Source organism: Streptomyces sp. NPDC059989 (assembly GCF_042736975.1).
GTDB lineage: Bacteria > Actinomycetota > Actinomycetes > Streptomycetales > Streptomycetaceae > Streptomyces.
The window spans coordinates 200,085-217,860 of the sequence record NZ_JBHWUO010000005.1 but is presented as its reverse complement, the minus strand read 5'-3'; the positions used below and the strand labels follow the sequence as shown (position 1 = coordinate 217,860).

18 protein-coding genes are annotated in these 17,776 nt (G+C 72.4%); 11 read left to right on the top strand and 7 right to left on the bottom strand.

Translation table 11 applies throughout. The annotated features are described in order from the left end of the window. Positions 1-228: 228 nt before the first annotated feature. Positions 229-1,956, top strand: a complete 1,728-nt coding sequence (locus ACFWBN_RS07080; RefSeq protein WP_385171776.1) for an RICIN domain-containing protein — start codon at positions 229-231, stop codon at positions 1,954-1,956. Positions 1,957-1,980: 24 nt separating this feature from the next. Here the strand turns inward: ACFWBN_RS07080 and ACFWBN_RS07075 are convergent, their stop codons facing one another. The 5 genes from ACFWBN_RS07075 to ACFWBN_RS07055 form a co-directional block, all read right to left on the bottom strand. Continuing rightward, the gene (locus ACFWBN_RS07075; RefSeq protein WP_385171774.1) at positions 1,981-2,613 is read right to left on the bottom strand and encodes a TetR/AcrR family transcriptional regulator; all 633 of its coding nucleotides are present in this window, start codon (positions 2,611-2,613) and stop codon (positions 1,981-1,983) included. Beyond that, complete coding sequence (locus ACFWBN_RS07070; RefSeq protein WP_385171771.1) at positions 2,610-3,290, bottom strand: DUF4166 domain-containing protein; 681 nt, start codon at positions 3,288-3,290, stop codon at positions 2,610-2,612. The genes ACFWBN_RS07075 and ACFWBN_RS07070 overlap by 4 nt, the downstream gene beginning before the upstream one ends. Continuing rightward, entirely contained in the window at positions 3,287-3,445 is a 159-nt protein-coding gene (locus tag ACFWBN_RS07065) for a hypothetical protein (protein WP_385171768.1), read from the bottom strand. The genes ACFWBN_RS07070 and ACFWBN_RS07065 overlap by 4 nt, the downstream gene beginning before the upstream one ends. A 140-nt stretch (positions 3,446-3,585) precedes the next feature. Next, a complete protein-coding gene (locus ACFWBN_RS07060) occupies positions 3,586-3,882 on the bottom strand; it encodes an MTH1187 family thiamine-binding protein (RefSeq protein ID WP_385171765.1) in 297 nt (98 codons plus the stop codon). Continuing rightward, complete coding sequence (locus tag ACFWBN_RS07055) at positions 3,879-4,223, bottom strand: DUF3817 domain-containing protein (RefSeq protein WP_385171763.1); 345 nt, start codon at positions 4,221-4,223, stop codon at positions 3,879-3,881. The genes ACFWBN_RS07060 and ACFWBN_RS07055 overlap by 4 nt, the downstream gene beginning before the upstream one ends. 187 nt (positions 4,224-4,410) lie before the next feature. Between ACFWBN_RS07055 and ACFWBN_RS07050 the strand changes: the two genes are divergently transcribed. The 6 genes from ACFWBN_RS07050 (at position 4,411) to ACFWBN_RS07025 (ending at position 7,941) form a co-directional block, all read left to right on the top strand. Further along, a complete protein-coding gene (locus ACFWBN_RS07050) occupies positions 4,411-5,049 on the top strand; it encodes an AIM24 family protein (RefSeq protein WP_385171760.1) in 639 nt (212 codons plus the stop codon). Continuing rightward, positions 5,049-5,699: an AIM24 family protein gene (locus ACFWBN_RS07045; protein WP_385171757.1), complete on the top strand. Its 651-nt coding sequence runs from the start codon at positions 5,049-5,051 to the stop codon at positions 5,697-5,699. Before ACFWBN_RS07050 ends, ACFWBN_RS07045 begins: the two co-directional genes overlap by 1 nt. 11 nt (positions 5,700-5,710) lie before the next feature. Continuing rightward, positions 5,711-6,514 carry an AIM24 family protein gene (locus tag ACFWBN_RS07040; RefSeq protein ID WP_385171900.1) on the top strand — a complete coding sequence of 268 codons (804 nt, stop codon included), beginning with the start codon at positions 5,711-5,713 and terminating at the stop codon, positions 6,512-6,514. 60 nt (positions 6,515-6,574) lie between these two features. Further along, the gene (locus tag ACFWBN_RS07035; protein WP_385171897.1) at positions 6,575-7,051 is read left to right on the top strand and encodes a MarR family winged helix-turn-helix transcriptional regulator; all 477 of its coding nucleotides are present in this window, start codon (positions 6,575-6,577) and stop codon (positions 7,049-7,051) included. Between the two features lie 127 nt (positions 7,052-7,178). Then, positions 7,179-7,772, top strand: a complete 594-nt coding sequence (locus ACFWBN_RS07030; RefSeq protein ID WP_385171754.1) for a PepSY domain-containing protein — start codon at positions 7,179-7,181, stop codon at positions 7,770-7,772. 94 nt (positions 7,773-7,866) lie between these two features. Then, a complete protein-coding gene (locus tag ACFWBN_RS07025; protein WP_099895366.1) occupies positions 7,867-7,941 on the top strand; it encodes a 50S ribosomal protein bL37 in 75 nt (24 codons plus the stop codon). A 79-nt stretch (positions 7,942-8,020) separates the two neighbouring features. Here the strand turns inward: ACFWBN_RS07025 and meaB are convergent, their stop codons facing one another. Further along, positions 8,021-8,983 carry a methylmalonyl Co-A mutase-associated GTPase MeaB gene (meaB, locus tag ACFWBN_RS07020; protein ID WP_385171750.1) on the bottom strand — a complete coding sequence of 321 codons (963 nt, stop codon included), beginning with the start codon at positions 8,981-8,983 and terminating at the stop codon, positions 8,021-8,023. 53 nt (positions 8,984-9,036) lie between these two features. Beyond that, positions 9,037-10,239 (bottom strand): acetyl-CoA C-acetyltransferase, encoded by a 1,203-nt coding sequence (locus tag ACFWBN_RS07015; RefSeq protein WP_385171747.1) that lies wholly within the window; start codon positions 10,237-10,239, stop codon positions 9,037-9,039. Positions 10,240-10,376: 137 nt separating this feature from the next. Between ACFWBN_RS07015 and mce the strand changes: the two genes are divergently transcribed. From mce to ACFWBN_RS06995, 4 genes are all read left to right on the top strand, one after another. Continuing rightward, a complete protein-coding gene (mce, locus tag ACFWBN_RS07010) occupies positions 10,377-10,805 on the top strand; it encodes a methylmalonyl-CoA epimerase (protein ID WP_069921985.1) in 429 nt (142 codons plus the stop codon). Between the two features lie 181 nt (positions 10,806-10,986). After that, the gene (scy, locus tag ACFWBN_RS07005) at positions 10,987-15,510 is read left to right on the top strand and encodes a polarized growth protein Scy (protein ID WP_385171744.1); all 4,524 of its coding nucleotides are present in this window, start codon (positions 10,987-10,989) and stop codon (positions 15,508-15,510) included. 195 nt (positions 15,511-15,705) lie between these two features. After that, the gene (locus tag ACFWBN_RS07000; protein WP_385171741.1) at positions 15,706-16,644 is read left to right on the top strand and encodes a cellulose-binding protein; all 939 of its coding nucleotides are present in this window, start codon (positions 15,706-15,708) and stop codon (positions 16,642-16,644) included. 111 nt (positions 16,645-16,755) lie between these two features. Beyond that, on the top strand, positions 16,756-17,775 hold the full coding sequence (locus ACFWBN_RS06995; RefSeq protein WP_385171738.1) for an ABC transporter ATP-binding protein: 1,020 nt from the start codon (positions 16,756-16,758) through the stop codon (positions 17,773-17,775). The last annotated feature ends 1 nt before the right edge of the window (position 17,776 follow it).

The following is a 17,776-nucleotide window of genomic DNA, read 5'->3' as shown; positions in this document are numbered from 1 at the left end:
TCTTCTCTCATTGCCTGTTTCGAGACACCGAGCCAACTCGGCTGTGGACGGTGGACGGCCGCCGGTGTTCCCTGGCCGGTCCGGGGCACACGCTGCCCCGCGGCGGATTTGACCGGCCGGGCCGGAACGGATCCGCGCAGGTCACCGGGTACGCAGGGGGCGGACAACCCCGTTGTCCGCGGACATCAGGGGGGCACCATGGGGAAGGCAGGCCGTCCACAGGGGGCGATGAAGGGGCAGACGGACGCGGCGAACGCACTGGCGCGCTTCCTGCGGACCATGACCGACTCGCTGACGGTCCGTGAGCTGGCGGAGCGCTACGGCGGCGGCAAGACGCTGTGGGGCGAGTACCGCTCCGGAGCGCGGATCATCCCGCTCGGCCGGCTCAACACCGTCGTACGGGACCGCGTACGCGACGTGCGCGGGCGCGAGGCCATGCTGGAGCAGGCCCGGCGGCTGCACGACGGCGCGCTGACCGCGGAGGTGGCGCGCACCCCCGCACCCGCGCTCGACGAGGCGCTGCACCGGGCCGAGCGCGATCTGGCCGAGTCGGGGCTGCTGGTGAACCGGCTGCTCGCCATCATCACCATGCTGCTGAAGATGCCCGCGCCCGTCGGGCCGCCCGCCCCGGAGCCGCCGGGGCAGCGGGTGCGCGAGCACCTGGACGAGGCCTTCGGCCAACTGGACACGGCCTGGTCCGTGCAGACCGCGGCGCGGCGGGCCTACGCCGGGGCACGGGCGGAATCCGCCGCCGGCGCCGGACCGGAGGCGACGGCGGGCCCGGAACTGTCGCTCGCGCTGGCGCTGGTGGGCAGCGCCCTCGAACACCGGCGGGCGGAGGCCCTGCGGCTGTGGGAGGGGATACGGGAGGACGGCTACGACCGGGCCGCCCCCGGCCTCGACGACGTAGCCGAGGTCGAGGTCGAGGTCGAGGTCGAGGGGATAGTCCTGGAACGCACGGACACCGCAACCACGGCGGCGGTCACCGTCACGGCCCCCGCCCCCGAGCCCGACCCCGGCGACGCGGCGGCCCCGGTCGGGGCGGCTGGAGCCGTCGGGGCGGTAGGGCAGGTCGGGGAGGTCGACAGACCGGGGCCGGCCCTGCCGGTGCCCATGCCCGCGCCGACCCGACCGCGCCGGTTCCCGCTCGCCGCCGTGGCCGCGGCCGCCCTGGTCGGCATCACCACCATCGCCGCCGCGGCCACGGTCGTCCTCGTCACCCGGCATGCCGCCCCCGCGCCCGCCGGGAACGCGGCGCCGCGCTGGGAGCTGTCCCCGGTCCCCCTCCCCTTCTCCGTTCCCACGCCCACCCCCTCGCCCACGCCCACCACCAGCCCGGCCCCCACGACCGCGAGTCCGACGGCCCCGCCGCCGGCCGGCCCGTCCACGCCTGCCGCTCCCCCACCAGCACCTCCGTCCCAGTCCCCATCCCCGTCCCCGGCCGACGGCGGCCGCTCCCCCGCCCCCACCCCGTCCGATCCCGCCCCGGGATCCCCGAAGGACCCGCCGGCACCGCCGAAGGGGCCGTTCCGGCTGACGAACACGGGCAGCGGGATGTGCCTGGCCCCCGACGGCGGGTCCACGATGCCCTCCGAGGGGCTCGTACAGACCGAATGCGCGGAGAACTCCGCCCAGTTCTGGACGCTCACGGCCGAGGCCTCCGGCCCCGAGGGAACCGTCTACGCGGTCCGCAACCGCCACAGCGGCCTGTGCCTGTCGGTCGACGCGGCGCGCACCACGGACGGCGTCCCCGTCACCCAGTACCTGTGCGGGGACGAGGACGGCCTGTTCGCGGACCAGTTCTGGACCTTCCGCTACCACGCGTCCTCGCAGGCCTGGCAGCTGGTCAACCGCAAGAGCGGCAAGTGCGCCTCGGTACGCCCGGGCGAGGGCCAAACGGAGCCGGTCCTCCAGAACGGCTGCGTCACCGCCCCCTCGATGCTCTGGCGCGCGTAACGCCGGCCCGCGCGGGTGAGCCGGTCAGTCGCGGCCGCCGCGCCGCAGGCCGTGCCGGACCGCGCGCCGGCTCACCGGGCCGAGGCCCTCCAGCGCCTGGGCGAGCCCGGCGAGCTGCTCCAGGGCGTCGAGCGCCCGGCCGGCGCCCTGCGGGTCCACGCCCTCGTAGAGCTCGATGCCGACGAAGGAGGCGGCGGCGGCCCGGGCCAGTCCCGACGGGTCGGTGAACCCGGCCAGCGGGGTCGCCGCGAGCAGCCGGGTGAGTACGGTCTCCAGCTCCTCGATCCACAGCGCGAGCCCGGCGGCGGTGGCCGCGGCGAGGGCGGGCGAGGTCTGGCCCGCGGCCAGCAGCTGCCCGAGCACGGCGACCTGTCCGGCGGCCCGCTCCTCGGCGTGCATCTCCCGGCCGAACTCCAGCAGCTCGGCGAGGCTGCCCAGCTCCGCGAGCCGGTCGCGGTAGACCGCGACCCGCCGCTCGGCGCCGAACCGGCAGGCGGCGGCGAGCAGTTCGTCGACGGAGCCGAAGTGGTAGAAGATCAGTCCCTGCCCCACCCCGGCGGTGGCGGCGATGGTGCGGGCGGAGGTCTTGGCGATGCCCTGCTCGACCAGGGTGCGCAGGGCCCCTTCCAGGAGCTTCTCCTTGGTGGCGGCGCTCACGCCCTGGCCTCCTCGCGCACGGGCCGCAGGTCGCGGCGGATCCCGTGCGTGCGGGCGTCGACGTACTCGGCGGTGAAGGAGCCCTCGTAGCCGAAGAGCGGGCCGAAGCGGCGGTTGACCACCCGCACCCGGATCCGGAAGCGGCCGGTGGCCTCGTCGAAGGACTCCCGCACCTCGGCATCGCCGCCGATGAGCTCGGGGACGCGGACGTCGACGGGACCCTCGCGGAAGCGGTGCTCGCCGGAGCGGATGAGCAGCGAGCCGTCCGGCTCGGCGCTCATGTGGAGGTCGCTGGCGAGGTGCTGGTGCGTGCCGAGGTAGTCGAGGACGCAGTCCCGCTCCGGACTGTGGACCATCGTGGCGTCGAACCGGTGGGGCCCGTCGGGCAGCTGGAAGGTGCGCACGAAGGTGACGGTCTCGCGCCCGAAGGAGTCGAGGTACGGGAGGTTCTCGATGACGAACGGCACGCTCCGGCCCTCCCGGGGCACCAGGATGTTCCGCTTCCCGCCGATCCGCAGGAAGGGCTTCACGAAGCCCGGCCCGTGCCAGATCCGGTCCATGGTGCCGCGCCCCACGCAGCCCTCGCCGCTCTCCAGCCCGACGGAGAACCGGCGCTGGATCTGCGGGTGCAGGCGGTCGAAGTCGGCGCCCATGTGCGTGCGAAATATCGAGGTCATGACGGCTCCAGGGTGCTGAGCAGGCCGGGGGCGGAGGCGGGGATGCGGCCGGGCGGGGTGCGCGGACAGCGGCGGGCGGCCGGGGTCCCCGGCAGCGGAGGCAACAGCAGGACGGCGGCCCACGCCCGCCCCCTCCTGTTTGAGCGGTCGCTCAAACAGGACCTTAGGATAATTTGAGCGATCGCTCAAGAGTGACCCCGGCCGTGGCCGCCGGCCGCCCCGGCCACGGCGCCGCACGCGAAAGCGCCCCCGGCCGGGAGGTCGGGGGCGCTTCGGGAGTCGGGGGCGGGGCGGGTCAGCCCTCGGCCAGGTGGCGTTCCACCGTTTCGATCTTCGATGTCATCCCGTCGGAGACGCCGGGGCGGATGTCGGCCTTGAGGATGAAGGAGACCCGGGGCGCGCGCGCCTCCACCGCTGCCACCGCGCGCCGGACCACGTCCATGACCTCGTGCCACTCGCCCTCGACGGTGGTGAACATGGCGTCGGTCCGGTTCGGCAGTCCCGACTCGCGGACCACGCGGACCGCGTCGGCGACGTACTCGCCGACCTCTTCGCCGACGCCCAGCGGGGTCACCGAGAAGGCGATGATCATGCGCCGGCCGCCTCGCGCGCGCGGGCCGCGATCACGCTGTCGGCCTCGTCACGCTTGAGCAGCTTGTCGCCGTACAGGCCGCCGAAGGGCAGCAGCGCCAGCAGGAAGAACAGCGCGACCTTCTTGAGCGGCCACTTGGCCTTGTTCCAGACGTCCAGCAGGAACACCGCGTAGATGACGAACAGGATCCCGTGGATGATGCCGAGCGGCATCATCAGGTAGTCGATGTCCGAGATCCGGCTCAGCAGCGAGCCGAAGATCAGCAGGGCCGGGAACGAGAGCGCCTCCGGGACGGAGATGAGGCGCAGCCGGTGCAGGGCGGAGGCGGTCTTGATGTCCACGGAGAACCTTCGGGGTGGAGGCCAGAGTCCGTCCCAGTGTCTCAGCCGCTTTGCGGGATCTTGACCCGGGCCCCTGGATGCCCCCGAGCCCCCGCGGCCGCCCGTATCGCGCCCTTAACGCCCGGGTGTGGCATATATCGGCCACGGGCCCCTGTTCGGGTCCGCCCGCTGCCGATAACGTCTTCCCGTGGCTCAGTTCCGACTCCAAGGCAGCAAGGTGCTCGCCGTCGACCTGACCGGGGATGCCGTGAAAGCGAAAAACGGCTCCATGGTCGCGTACGACGGTCAGATGGCCTTCAAGAAGATGACCGGCGGCGGCGAAGGCATCCGCGGGATGGTGACGCGCCGGCTGACCGGCGAGCAGATGACCGTGATGGAAGTGCAGGGGCACGGCACCTGCTTCTTCGCCGACCGCGCGAGCGAGATCAATCTGGTCAACCTGCGCGGCGAGAAGCTCTACGTCGAGTCCAGCAACCTGCTGTGCACCGACGCCGGTCTGCGCACCGGCACGACCTTCACCGGCCTGCGCGGCGCGACGACGGGCAACGGCCTGTTCACGACGACCGTCGAGGGCTCCGGGCAGGCGGCGATCATGTCCGACGGCCCGGCAGTGGTGCTGCGCGTCAGCTCCCAGTACCCGCTCTCCGTGGACCCGGGGGCGTACATCGCGCACACCGGCAACCTCCAGCAGTCCTTCCAGTCCGGGGTCAACTTCCGCACGCTGATCGGCGAGGGCTCGGGCGAGTCCTTCCAGATCCGCTTCGAGGGCGAGGGTCTGGTGTACGTGCAGCCCAGCGAGCGCAACACCATCGGGGGCGACATCTGATGCCGTTCCGCGAGATCAACTCGAAGATGGTCGAGGCCCAGGTCGTCCCCGGGCAGAAGATGTACAGCCAGCGCGGCGCGATGCTCGCGTACCGCGGCGAGGTCTCCTTCACCCCGAGCCTGACCGGCGGTCAGGGCGGGGTGATGGGCATGATCGGGCGCCGCGTGGCGAACGAGCAGACCCCGCTGATGACGGTCGAGGGCAGCGGCACCGTGATGTTCGGCCACGGCGGCCACCACATCCAGGTGATCAACCTGACCGGCGAGACCCTCTACGTCGAGGCCGACCGGCTGCTCGCCTTCGACGGCACCCTCCAGCAGGGCACGATGTTCATGGGCTCGCAGGGCGGGGTCATGGGCATGGTCCGCGGCCAGGTGACCGGCCAGGGCCTGTTCACCACCACCCTCAAGGGACACGGCTCGGTCGCCGTGATGGCCCACGGCGGGGTCATCGAGCTCCCGATCCACCCGAACCGCCCGGTCCACGTGGACCCGCAGGCGTACGTCGCCCACCACGGCGAGGTACGCAACAAGCTCTCCACCGCGCTCGGCTGGCGCGACATGGTGGGGCGCGGCTCGGGCGAGGCGTTCCAGCTGGAGCTGTCCGGCCAGGGCGCGGTGTACGTACAGGCCTCGGAGGAGAAGCTGTGAACTTTGGTCCCGTGACGGGCGGACCCGGCGGCCCGACCGTCTTCGACCCGTACACCCTGCCCTCCGACGACAACGTCAACGCGTACACCTTCTGCGTGGAGCTCAAGGGGAGCCAGTGGTTCCTGCAGAAGGGCAAGATGATCTCGTACTACGGGAGCATCGAGTTCAACGGCATCGGCAACGGCCGCTTCGACCGGCTGCTGCGCACCAGCTTCCACTCACCGCTCCACGCGAGCGACTGGGTGGTGGCCGAGGGGCAGGGCAAGATGCTGCTGGCCGACCGGGCCTTCGACGTGAACTCGTACGACCTGGACAACGGGAACCTGACGATCCGGTCAGGCAATCTGCTCGCGTACCAGCCCTCCCTCGCCCTGAAGCAGTCGATCGTCCCGGGCTTCCTGACCCTGATCGGAACCGGGAAGTTCGTCGCGGCGTCCAACGGACCGGTGGTGTTCATGGAGCCGCCGCTGCGCGTGGACCCGCAGGCCCTGGTGGGCTGGGCCGACTGCCCCTCCCCGTGCCACCACTACGACCACGGCTACATGTCCGGCGTGATCGGCGGACTGCGCTCGCTGACGGGCATCGGGGGCTCCTCGGGCGAGGAGCACCAGTTCGAGTTCGTGGGCGCGGGAACGGTGCTGCTCCAGTCGTCGGAGATGCTGATGGCGGAGCAGGCGGTGGGCGCGGTCGGGGCCGGCGCGGCCACGGGCAACGCGCAGGGCGTTCCGGGGGCCGGCCAGGGTCCGCTGGGGCAGCTGGGCGTACCGCGGATGCCGGGGCAGCTGGGTGATCTCCAGCGCCGCTTCGGACTGTGACCACCCGAGCCATCTTTGTACGTAATTCAACTTCTTAGGTAGAGTTCATTCATGGAGACCATGGAGACCGAGACGGCCACGCGCTGGCTGACCGATTCCGAGCAGTGCGCGTGGCGCACCCACCTGGACGTCAGCAGACTGCTGATGCACCAGCTGGAAAAGGATCTCCAGCCCTTCGGACTCACCAACAACGACTACGAGATCCTCGTGAACCTCTCGGAGTCGGAGGCCCACCGGATGCGGATGAGCGATCTCGCGACCGCCACCCTGCAGTCCAAGAGCCGGCTGTCCCACCAGATCACGCGCATGGAGGCGGCGGGCCTGGTCCGTCGCGTCAACTGCGAGTCCGACCGCCGCGGCCTCTTCGCGGTGCTCACGGACGAGGGCATGGAGACCATGCGCAAGGTCGCCCCGCACCACGTGGCGTCCGTCCGCAAGCACTTCATCGACCTGCTGCCGCCGGAGGCCCTGGCGGCGCTGCGCGCCTCGCTGACCCCGGTGGCCGACCACCTGCGCGGCACCCGCGGCAAGGTCTGAGGCCGGGCCGGCGCCCGATCCGGGGTGCCGTCCCCGGCGGCAGCCCGGACAATGTGGGTGGTAACGCTCGCTCGCCGGCCGCCCGCCGAGCAACCGTAAGCGCATGGCCGGCCTGAGGAGGTCAGCCATGCACTGCAAGCACAAGGCGTACGTCTCGTCGGCCGCGGCCGTGGTCCTGATGATCGGGGGCCCGGTGGCGGCCGCCGCCGCGAACACGGCCGACGCGGCGAGAACCGTCCCCGCGGCCACGGCGGCCCAGTCCGACATCGACGCCGACGGGGCGGCCGCCGCCGCGCTGAAGAGGTACCCCGGTGTCGTGGAGTCCCTGAACAAGGACGACGCCGTCTGGCACGTCGACGTCATCGGCAAGGACGGCAAGCACGCGGAGCTGACGGTCGACACCCGCAGCGGCAAGGTGTTCACCGAGAACGCGGACGACGACAGCGACGACAACGGCGGGAACAAGGCGCTGCTCGCCGCGAAGGTCACCGCCCAGCAGGCGATGAAGGCGGCCCTCGCCGCCCACCCCGGCCAGGTCTGGTCGGTGGAGTGGGACGACGATGACGACAACGGCGCCCGCTACTGGCACGTCGAGATCAAGTCCGGCGACAAGACCACCGACGTGCACGTCGACCCCACGTCCGGGAAGGCGACGGTGTCCCCGTCGGACTCGAACGACCACGGCGACGACCACGGTGACGACGACAACGACAACAACTGACACCCGCCGGCCCGCGGGTTCTGATGCGGAGCGGATCGGGCGCCCCTAGACTGGCGAGCGCCCGGATTACCCCGATCTTCGAGGGAGTGGCGTCATGGCCAAGCGCGGCAACAAGAAGCGAGCACGCAAGAAGAAGAAGGCGAACCACGGCAAGCGTCCCAACGCCTGACCGGTCCGCCCACAGACGCAGGCGAGAGCCGCGCCCCGGAAGACCGGGGCGCGGCTCTCGCGTACGGCGTACGGCCCTCTCAGGCCTCCGTCAGCGTCTCCAGGAGCACGTCGGCGGCCGCGTACGGGTCCAGTTCACCCGCGGCGACCCGGGCCGCCAGCGCTTCGAGCCGGGCGTTCCCGTGCAGATCGGCCATCCGCGCCCGCAGGGCCGTCACCGCGATCGTCTCCACCTCGCGCGCGGCACGCGCCGTACGCCGCTCGGCCAGCACCCCGTGCTCGTCCATCCAGGCCCGGTGCTTCTCCAGCGCCTCGACGAGCTCGTCGATGCCCTGCGCCCGCGCGGCGACGGTCTTGATGATCGGCGGACGCCAGTCCCCCGGGCCCCGGGACTCCCCCAGGCCCAGCATGTGGTTCAGCTCCCGCGCGGTGGCGTCCGCGCCGTCCCGGTCGGCCTTGTTGACCACGTACACGTCGCCGATCTCCAGGATCCCCGCCTTCGCAGCCTGGATCCCGTCGCCCATCCCGGGGGCCAGCAGCACCACCGAGGTGTCCGCCTGCGCGGCGATCTCCACCTCCGACTGCCCGACCCCGACCGTCTCGACCAGGATCACCTCGCAGCCGGCCGCGTCCAGCACCCGGATCGCCTGCGGGGCGGACCAGGCGAGGCCGCCCAGGTGGCCGCGGGTGGCCATGGAGCGGATGTAGACCCCGGGGTCGGAGGCGTGGTCCGACATCCGCACCCGGTCGCCGAGCAGCGCCCCGCCGGAGAACGGCGAGGACGGGTCGACGGCGAGGACGCCGACCCGCTTGCCCGCCTTGCGGTACGCGGACACCAGCGCCGAGGTCGAGGTCGACTTGCCGACGCCCGGCGACCCCGTCAGCCCCACCACGTACGCGTTGCCCGTCAGCGGCGCCAGCGCCGCCATCACCTCGCGCAACTGCGGGGACGCCCCCTCCACCAGCGAGATCAGCCGGGCCACCGCTCTCGGCCTGCCCTCACGTGCCTGGGCCACCAGCTGGGGGACGTCCACCGCCGTCATACGTGCTGCGCTCCTCGGTTCTCGTACGGGTACGGGCGGGTGCTGGACCCTCGCTACGCCTTGGGGACGCGGACGATCAGGGCGTCGCCCTGGCCGCCGCCACCGCACAGGGCGGCCGCGCCGACCCCGCCGCCGCGGCGCTTGAGCTCCAGCGCCAGGTGCAGCACCACGCGGGCGCCGGACATGCCGATCGGGTGCCCCAGGGCGATGGCGCCACCGTTGACGTTCACCTTTTCCGGGGTCACGCCGAGGTCCTTCATTGACTGCACGGCGACCGCCGCGAAGGCCTCGTTGATCTCGATGAGGTCCAGGTCGGAGACCTCCAGGCCCTCCTTCTTCAGGGCGTGCAGGATCGCGTTCGACGGCTGCGACTGCAGGGAGTTGTCCGGGCCGGCCACGTTGCCGTGGGCGCCGATCTCGGCGATCCACTCCAGGCCCAGCTCCTCGGCCTTGGCCTTGCTCATCACGACCACGGCGGCCGCGCCGTCGCTGATCTGCGAGGAGGTGCCGGCGGTGATCGTGCCGTCCTTGGCGAAGGCCGGGCGCAGCTTGCCGAGGGACTCCACCGTGGTCTCCGGGCGGATGCCCTCGTCCTGGGAGAAGACGACCGGCTCGCCCTTGCGCTGCGGGATCTCGACCGGGGTGATCTCGGCCTCGAAGACGCCGTTCTTCTGCGCGGCCGCGGCCCGCTGGTGCGAGCCGGCGGCGAACTCGTCCTGCGGGGCGCGCTCGATGCCCAGGCGGGTGTTGTGCTTCTCGGTGGACTCGCCCATCGCGATGTTCTCGAAGGCGTCGGTGAGGCCGTCGTAGGCCATCGCGTCCAGCATTTCGATCGCGCCGTACTTGAAGCCCTCGCGGGACTTCGGCAGCAGGTGCGGGGCGTTGGTCATGGACTCCTGGCCGCCCGCGACCACGATGTCGAACTCACCGGCGCGGATCAGCTGGTCGGCCAGCGCGATCGCGTCCAGGCCCGAGAGGCACACCTTGTTGATGGTCAGGGCGGGCACGTTCATCGGAATGCCGGCCTTGACGGCGGCCTGACGCGCCGGGATCTGGCCCGCGCCGGCCTGGAGCACCTGCCCCATGATCACGTACTGCACCTGGTCGCCGGCGATGCCGGCCCGGTCCAGCGCGGACTTGATGGCGAAGCCGCCGAGGTCGGCGCCCGAGAAGGACTTCAGCGAGCCGAGCAGCCGCCCCATGGGCGTGCGGGCCCCGGCGACGATCACTGAGGTGGTGTTGTTCGTTCCGGACATGAGGCACAGCCCCTTGAGGATGAGGAGTGAACGAGGGTTTACCTGAATGTACTGAGCGGTACCCGCGGCGTCACCGGGCTGTCGGTGTGATCGCTGGCACGTTGCGTAACCACCCTCTTCGGCAGTGCACTGGTCCCATGCTGACAAGGATCGACCACATCGGGATCGCCTGCTTCGACCTGGACAAGACCGTCGAGTTCTACCGTGCCACGTACGGCTTCGAGGTCTTCCACACCGAGGTCAACGAGGAGCAGGGCGTCCGCGAGGCCATGCTCAAAATCAACGAGACGTCCGACGGCGGCGCCTCCTACCTCCAGCTGCTCGAACCGACCCGCGAGGACTCCGCGGTGGGCAAGTGGCTGGCCAAGAACGGCGAGGGCGTCCACCACATCGCCTTCGGCACCGAGGACGTCGACGGCGACGCGGAGGCCATCCGCGGCAAGGGCGTCCGCGTCCTCTACGACCAGCCCCGCATCGGCTCCATGGGCTCCCGGATCACCTTCCTGCACCCCAAGGACTGCCACGGAGTCCTGACCGAGCTCGTCACCTCCAACCCCGACCACTGATGCCGCCATTCCCCGGCCGGTAGAGTGGCCATGGCTCGGCCGGGGTTCGGTGCGGAGACGGGGTCGGGGCCTGTGACCCCTGCCCCGGTATCTGACACCATTCCCCCGGGGGCGTCGTTCAGCGGGCGAGCGATGCTCATTGGGAGTGAGCTTGCGACCAGGGGACGGATGGGACCGCGCTGTGCGGGGCTACGAAAGCCAGGAGAGCCATCAGGCCGAGGCCGACCATCTCTCGCGCTTCGAGGCCGAGATGGAGCGGCTGAAGAAGGAGCGCGGGAAGGCCGTCCAGCACGCTGAGGACCTGGGATACCAGGTCGAGGTGCTGCGTGCCAAGCTCCACGAGGTGCGCCGATCTCTGGCGTCCCGCCCCGCCTACGACGGCGCGGACATGGGCTACCAGGCGGAGCAGCTGCTTCGCAATGCCCAGATCCAGGCCGACCAGATGCGCTCGGACGCCGAGCGCGAGCTGCGCGACGCCCGGGCGCAGACCCAGCGCATCCTCCAGGAGCACGCCGAGCACCAGGCGCGCCTCCAGGCCGAGCTGCACGCCGAGGCCGTCAACCGGCGCCAGCGCCTGGACCAGGAGCTGGGCGAGCGCCGCCAGACCGTCGAGGCCCACGTCAACGAGAACGTGGCCTGGGCCGAGCAGCTGCGCGCCCGTACGGAATCCCAGGCCCGCCGGCTCATGGAGGAGTCCCGCGCCGAGGCCGAGCAGTCCCTGAACGCCGCCCGCGCCGAGGCCGCCCGCGTCGCCGAGGAGACCCGGCGCCGGATGGCAGCCGACGCGGAGGCCGCGCGCGCCGAGACCGAGGCCACCCTGCTGCGCGCCCGCAAGGAGGCCGAGCGGCTGCTGACCGCCGCCTCCGCGCAGGCCCAGGAGGCCAGCGAGCACGCCGAACGGCTGCGCTCCACCACCTCCGCCGAGGCGGAGCAGACCCGCCAGCAGACCCTCGACCTGGGCCGGGTCGCCGAATCCCGCGTGCAGGAGGCCGACGCGGCCCTGCGCGAGGCCCGCGCCGCGGCCGAGAAGCTGCTCGCCGAGGCCAAGGAGAGCGCCGCCCGCCAGCTCGCGTCGGCGGAGTCCGTCAACGAGCAGCGCACCCGTACCGCCAAGGAGCAGGTGGCCCGGCTGGTCGGCGAGGCCACCAAGGAGGCCGAGGCCCTCAAGTCGGAGGCCGAGCAGGCCCTGGCGGACGCCCGCGGGGAGGCCGAGCGGCTGCGCACCGAGGCCGGCGAGCAGGCCCGTACGGCGGCGGCCGAGGACACCGCGGCGCAGCTGGCGAAGGCCGCCCGCACCGCGGAGGACGTACTGAACAAGGCTTCGGAGGACGCCCGGGCCACCACCCGCGCCGCCTCCGAGGAGGCCGAGCGGATCCGCCGCGAGGCGGAGGCCGAGGCCGAGCGGCTGCGCGCCCAGGCCGCGGCCACGGCCGATGAGCTCAAGGGCGCCGCGAAGGACGACACCGAGGAGTACCGGGCCCGTACGGTCGAACTCCAGGAGGAGGCCCGCAGGCTGCGCGGCGAGGCCGAGCAGCTGCGCGCCGAGGCCGTCGCCGAGGGCGAGCGGATCCGCGGCGAGGCCCGCCGCGAAGCGGTCCAGCAGATCGAGGAGGCGGCCCGGACCGCCGAGGAACTGCTCGGCAAGGCCAAGGCGGACGCGGACGAGCTGCGCGGCGGGGCGACCGCCGAGAGCGAGCGGGTCCGCGCCGAGGCCGTCGAGCGGGCCGGCACCCTGCGCAAGCAGGCCGAGGAGACCCTGGAGCGGACCCGCGCCGAGGCCGAGCGGCTGCGCGCCGAGGCCGAGGAGCAGGCCGAGGCCGTACGGGCCGAGGCGGACGCGGCGGCCCTCGCCCGGCGCGAGGAGACCGAGCAGGCGGTGGCCGCGCGGCGCGCGGAGGCCGACGAGGAGCTCGTACGGCTGCACACGGACGCCGAGAGCCGGCTGACGACGGCCGAGCAGACGCTGCGCGACGCCCGCGCGGCCGCGGAGAACATCCGCAAGGAGACCACCGAGGAGACCGACCGGCTGCGCGCCGAGTCGGCGGAGCGGATCCGCACCCTCCAGACGCAGTCGGAGGCGGAGGCCGACCAGCTGCGCACCGACGCGGCGCAGGACGCCGGCCGGGTCCGCGCGGAGGCCGAGCAGGTCGCCGTACGGATGCGCGGCGAGGCCGAAGCCGAGGCGGAGCGGGTGCGCTCCGAGGCGCAGGAGACCGCGGACCGGCTGCGCGCCGAGGCGAAGGCGGCGGCCGAGCGGGTCGCCGCGGAGGCCGCGGAGGCCCTGGCCGCCGCGCAGGAGGAGGCCGCCCGGCGCCGCCGGGAGTCCGAGGAGACCCTGGCGTCGGCCCGGACGGACGCGGAGCAGGAGCGGGCGCAGGCCCGCGAGCAGAGCGAGGAGCTGCTGGCCGCGGCCCGCCGCCGCTCGGAGGAGGCGCAGGCCGAGGCGGCCCGCCTGACCGAGGAGGCCGAACGGCGCGCCTCGGAGCTGGTGTCGGCGGCCGAGGCCACCGCCCAGCAGGTACGGGACTCCGTCGCCGGTCTGCACGAGCAGGCCGAGGAGGAGGTCGCCGGACTGCGCAGCGCGGCCGAGCACGCGGCGCAGCGCACGAAGACGGAAGCCGAGGAGGAGGCCGAGCGGGTCCGCGGCGACGCGTACGCGGAACGGGAGCGTGCCACCGAGGACGCCAACCGGATCCGCAGCGAGGCGCGTACGGAGACGGACGCGGCGAAGGCGCTGGCCGAGCGGACCGTCGGCGACGCGATCGCCGAGGCGGAGCAGCTGCGCAGCGACACCGCCGAGTACGCGCAGCGGGTGCGTACGGAGGCCACGGACGCGCTGGCCGCGTCCGAGCGGGACGCGGCCCGCACCCGGGCGGACGCCCGCGACGACGCGAACCGGATCCGCGGCGAGGCGGCGGAGGCCCTGGAGGCGTCGCGCGCCGAGGGCGTCCGGATCACCGGCGAGGCGACGGCGGAGGCCGAGCGGCTCGCCGCCGCGGCGGAGGAGGCCGCGGAGGCCACCCGTGCCGAGGCCGCCGGCACCTTGGACGAGGCGCGTGCCGAGGGCAACCGGCTGCGCACCGAGGCCGCGGAGCAGGCCGACCGGCTCGTCACCGAGGCCGCGTCGGAGGCCGAGCGCCTCACCGCGGAGACCTCGGCCGCGAACGCCGCCACCATCGCCGAGGCCGAGGCGGCCGCGGAGGCGCTGCGCGTGAAGGCGGAGCGGCTGACGGCGCAGGCGGCCGAGACCCTGGTCGCGGCCGAGCGGGACGCGACGCGCGTGCTGGTCGATGCCCGTACCGAGGGCGACCGGCTGGTCGACGAGACGCGCGCGGCCAATGAGCTCACGGTCGGCGAGGCCGCGGCGGAGGCCGAGCGGCTGCGTGCGGAGGCCGCACAGGCACTGGAGGACGCCCGGGCGGAGGGCGGCCGGATCATCGGCGAGGCCACCGCGGAGGCGGACCGGGTCACGGCCGCGGCGAACGAGACCCTGGAGAGCGCCGAGCAGGAGTCCGCGAGGACCCTCGACGAGGCCCGCGAGGAGGCCAACAAGCGCCGCAGCGAGGCGGCGGAGCAGGTCGACCGGCTCATCACCGAGGCCGCGGCGGAAGCCGACAAGCTCATCGCCGACGCCACCGCGGAAGCGGACCGGCTCACCGCCGAGACCCGCAAGGCGAACGAGCGGACGGTCGGCGAGGCCGCGAACGAGGCCGAGCGGCTGCGCGCGGAGGCGTCGGAGGCGCTGTCCTCGGCGCAGGAGCACGCGACCCGTACCCGGTCGGAGGCCGAGCGGGTCAAGGCGGAGGCGGCGACCGACGCGGAGCGCGTGCGCGCGGAGGCCCGTACGGAGTCCGAGCGGCTGCTGGACGAGGCCCGCGAGGAGGCCAACAAGCGCCGCAGCGAGGCGGCGGAGCAGGTCGACCGGCTCATCACCGAGTCGGCGGCGGAGGCCGACAAGCTCACCTCCGACGCGCAGAAGCAGGCCCTCGCCGCCACCACGGCGGCCGAGGAGCAGGCCGACGCGATGGTCGACGCGGCGCGCAAGGAGGCCGCGCGGATCACTTCGGAGGCGACCGTCGAGGGCAACTCCATGGTGGAGAAGGCCCGTACGGACGCGGACGAGCTGCTGGTCGGCGCGCGGACGGACGCCGCTGCCATAAGGGAGCGGGCGGAGGAGCTGCGCGGCCGCGTCGAGGGCGAGGTCGAGGAGCTGCACGAGCGGGCCCGCCGGGAGTCGGCCGAGCAGATGAAGTCGGCCGGCGAGCGCGTGGACAAGCTGGTGCGCGCGGCGACGGAGCAGAGCGTGGAGGCCGAGGCGAAGGCCAAGGCGCTGGTGTCGGACGCGAGCAGCGAGGCGAGCAAGGTCCGCATCGCGGCGGTGCGCAAGGCGGAGGCGCTGCTCAAGGAGGCCGAGCAGAAGAAGGCCGAGCTGGCCCGGGAGGCCGAGAACGCCCTCGCGCAGGCCAAGGCGGAGGCCGAACGGCTCGTCGACGAGGGCCGCCGTGAGCTGGAGGTCCTGGTGCGCAGGCGCGAGGACATTCAGGCGGAGATCTCCCGTGTCCAGGACGTTCTTGAGGCGTTGGAATCATTCGAGGCGCCTTCGGGTGGCGGAAAGCCTGCGGTCGGCGGTCAGGGCGCGGGGGGCGTGAAGGCCGGCGCGGCAGCGGGTTCCACTCGTTCGGGTGGCAAGACGTCAGAGGGGTAGTCAGTGCGCACGGATGTGTGCCTCTGATGGAGGTTCAGGCGAACGAGTGACAAGCATTCTGTCGCCTTGCCACTCAAAAGGGGTGTCATTGTCCAGATCAAACGTGGATTGACTCGATGACACGCCGCTCGGGCGCCTAGGATTCCCCTTAACACCTCACGTAGCACCTCATCGGTCTCATTCGACAGGAACCCCATGAGCGACACTTCCTCCCCCTTCGGCTTCGAGCTCGTGCGGCGTGGTTACGACCGTGGTCAGGTGGACGACCGCATTACCAAGCTGGTCTCCGACCGCGACAGCGCCCTTGGACGTATCAACTCTCTGGAAAAGCGGATCGAGGAGTTGCACCTCGAGACGCAGAACGCCCAGGCCCAGGTGAACGACGCCGAGCCGTCGTACGCCGGTCTCGGCGCCCGGGTCGAGAAGATCCTGCGGCTGGCCGAGGAGGAGGCGAAGGACCTGCGCGAGGAGGCCCGTCGCGCGGCCGAGCAGCACCGTGAGCTCGCCGAGTCGGCTGCCCAGCAGGTGCGCAACGACGCCGAGTCGTTCGCCGCCGACCGGAAGTCGAAGGCGGAGGACGAGGGCGTCCGTATCGTCGAGAAGGCCAAGGGCGACGCGTCGACCCTGCGCGCCGAGGCCCAGAAGGACGCGGCCTCCAAGCGCGAGGAGGCCGACGCCCTGTTCGAGGAGACCCGCGCCAAGGCCGCCCAGGCCGCCGCGGACTTCGAGACCAACCTGGCCAAGCGCCGCGAGCAGTCGGAGCGCGACCTGGCCTCGCGCCAGGCCAAGGCCGAGAAGCGCCTCGCGGAGATCGAGCACCGCGCGGAGCAGCTGCGCCTGGAGGCCGAGAAGCTGCGTACGGACGCGGAGCGCCGGGCCCGCCAGACCGTGGAGACCGCGCAGCGCCAGGCCGAGGACATCGTGGCCGACGCCAACGCCAAGGCGGACCGTATCCGCAGCGAGTCCGAGCGCGAGCTGGCGGCGCTCACCAACCGCCGCGACTCGATCAACGCGCAGCTGACCAACGTCCGCGAGATGCTGGCGACGCTGACCGGTGCGGCCGTCGCGGCGGCCGGTTCCCCGATCGACGACGAGCCGGTCACCCGTGGTGTCCCGGCGCAGCAGAGCCGCTAGTGGTCGGCAGTACGCAGCTGTCTACTCGCTGGTAGCGAAACGGGCAGATCCGGGGCCGTATGTCACCTGTTTGAGGTGGCGTACGGCCCTTGGGCGTTCTAGCGTGGCCGCATGATCGAGCTTGAGGGCCTTACGAAACGATTCGGCGCCAAGACCGCCGTGGACAACCTCAGCTTCCAGGTCAGACCGGGGGTGGTGACGGGCTTCCTCGGCCCCAACGGGGCGGGCAAGTCCACGACCATGCGCATGATGCTCGACCTCGACAACCCGACCAGCGGTACGGTCCGGATCGACGGGAAGCACTACCGGGACCTGCCGGAGCCACTGAAGTACATCGGGGCGCTGCTGGACGCGAAGGCCATGAACGGTGGCCGGAGTGCATACAACAACCTTCTCTGCCTTGCCCAGTCGAACCGGATCCCCGAGAGCCGGGTCGCCGAGGTGTTGGACCTGGTGGGGCTGACGCCCGTCGCCAAGAAGAAGTCGAAAGGTTTTTCGCTCGGCATGGGGCAGCGGCTGGGAATCGCCTCCGCGCTGCTCGGTGATCCGGAAATCCTGATGTTCGACGAACCCGTCAATGGTCTGGACCCGGAGGGAATTCTCTGGATCCGCAATTTGATGAAGGCGCTGGCGGCGGAGGGAAGAACGATCTTCGTCTCCTCCCACCTGATGAGTGAAATGGCGCTGACGGCAGACCATTTGGTCGTCATCGGACAGGGAAGGCTGCTGGCAGACCTGTCGATGGCCGATTTCATCCAGCAGAACTCGCGCAGTTACGTGCGGGTGCGCTCGCCGCAGCAGGAGCGGCTCAAGGACGTCCTGCACGAGGCCGGGATCGACGCCATCAGCGTTCCGGCCACCGGCACGCTGGAGATCGACGGCGTGGGCCCGGAGCAGCTCGGCGAGCTGGCCGCCCAGCACCAGATCGTGCTGCACGAACTCAGCCCGCAACGGGCTTCACTGGAGGAAGCGTTCATGCGGATGACGGCGGACTCCGTCGAGTACCACGCCCACGCACCGGGCGCCCCCGGCGGCTTCCCCCCGGGCGCGGCCACCGACAACCCGTCCCGGCCGGCCGACGTCCCCGCGTGGGGCGCCGGCTTCGAGACGACGCGCAAGGGCGGCGAGTGAC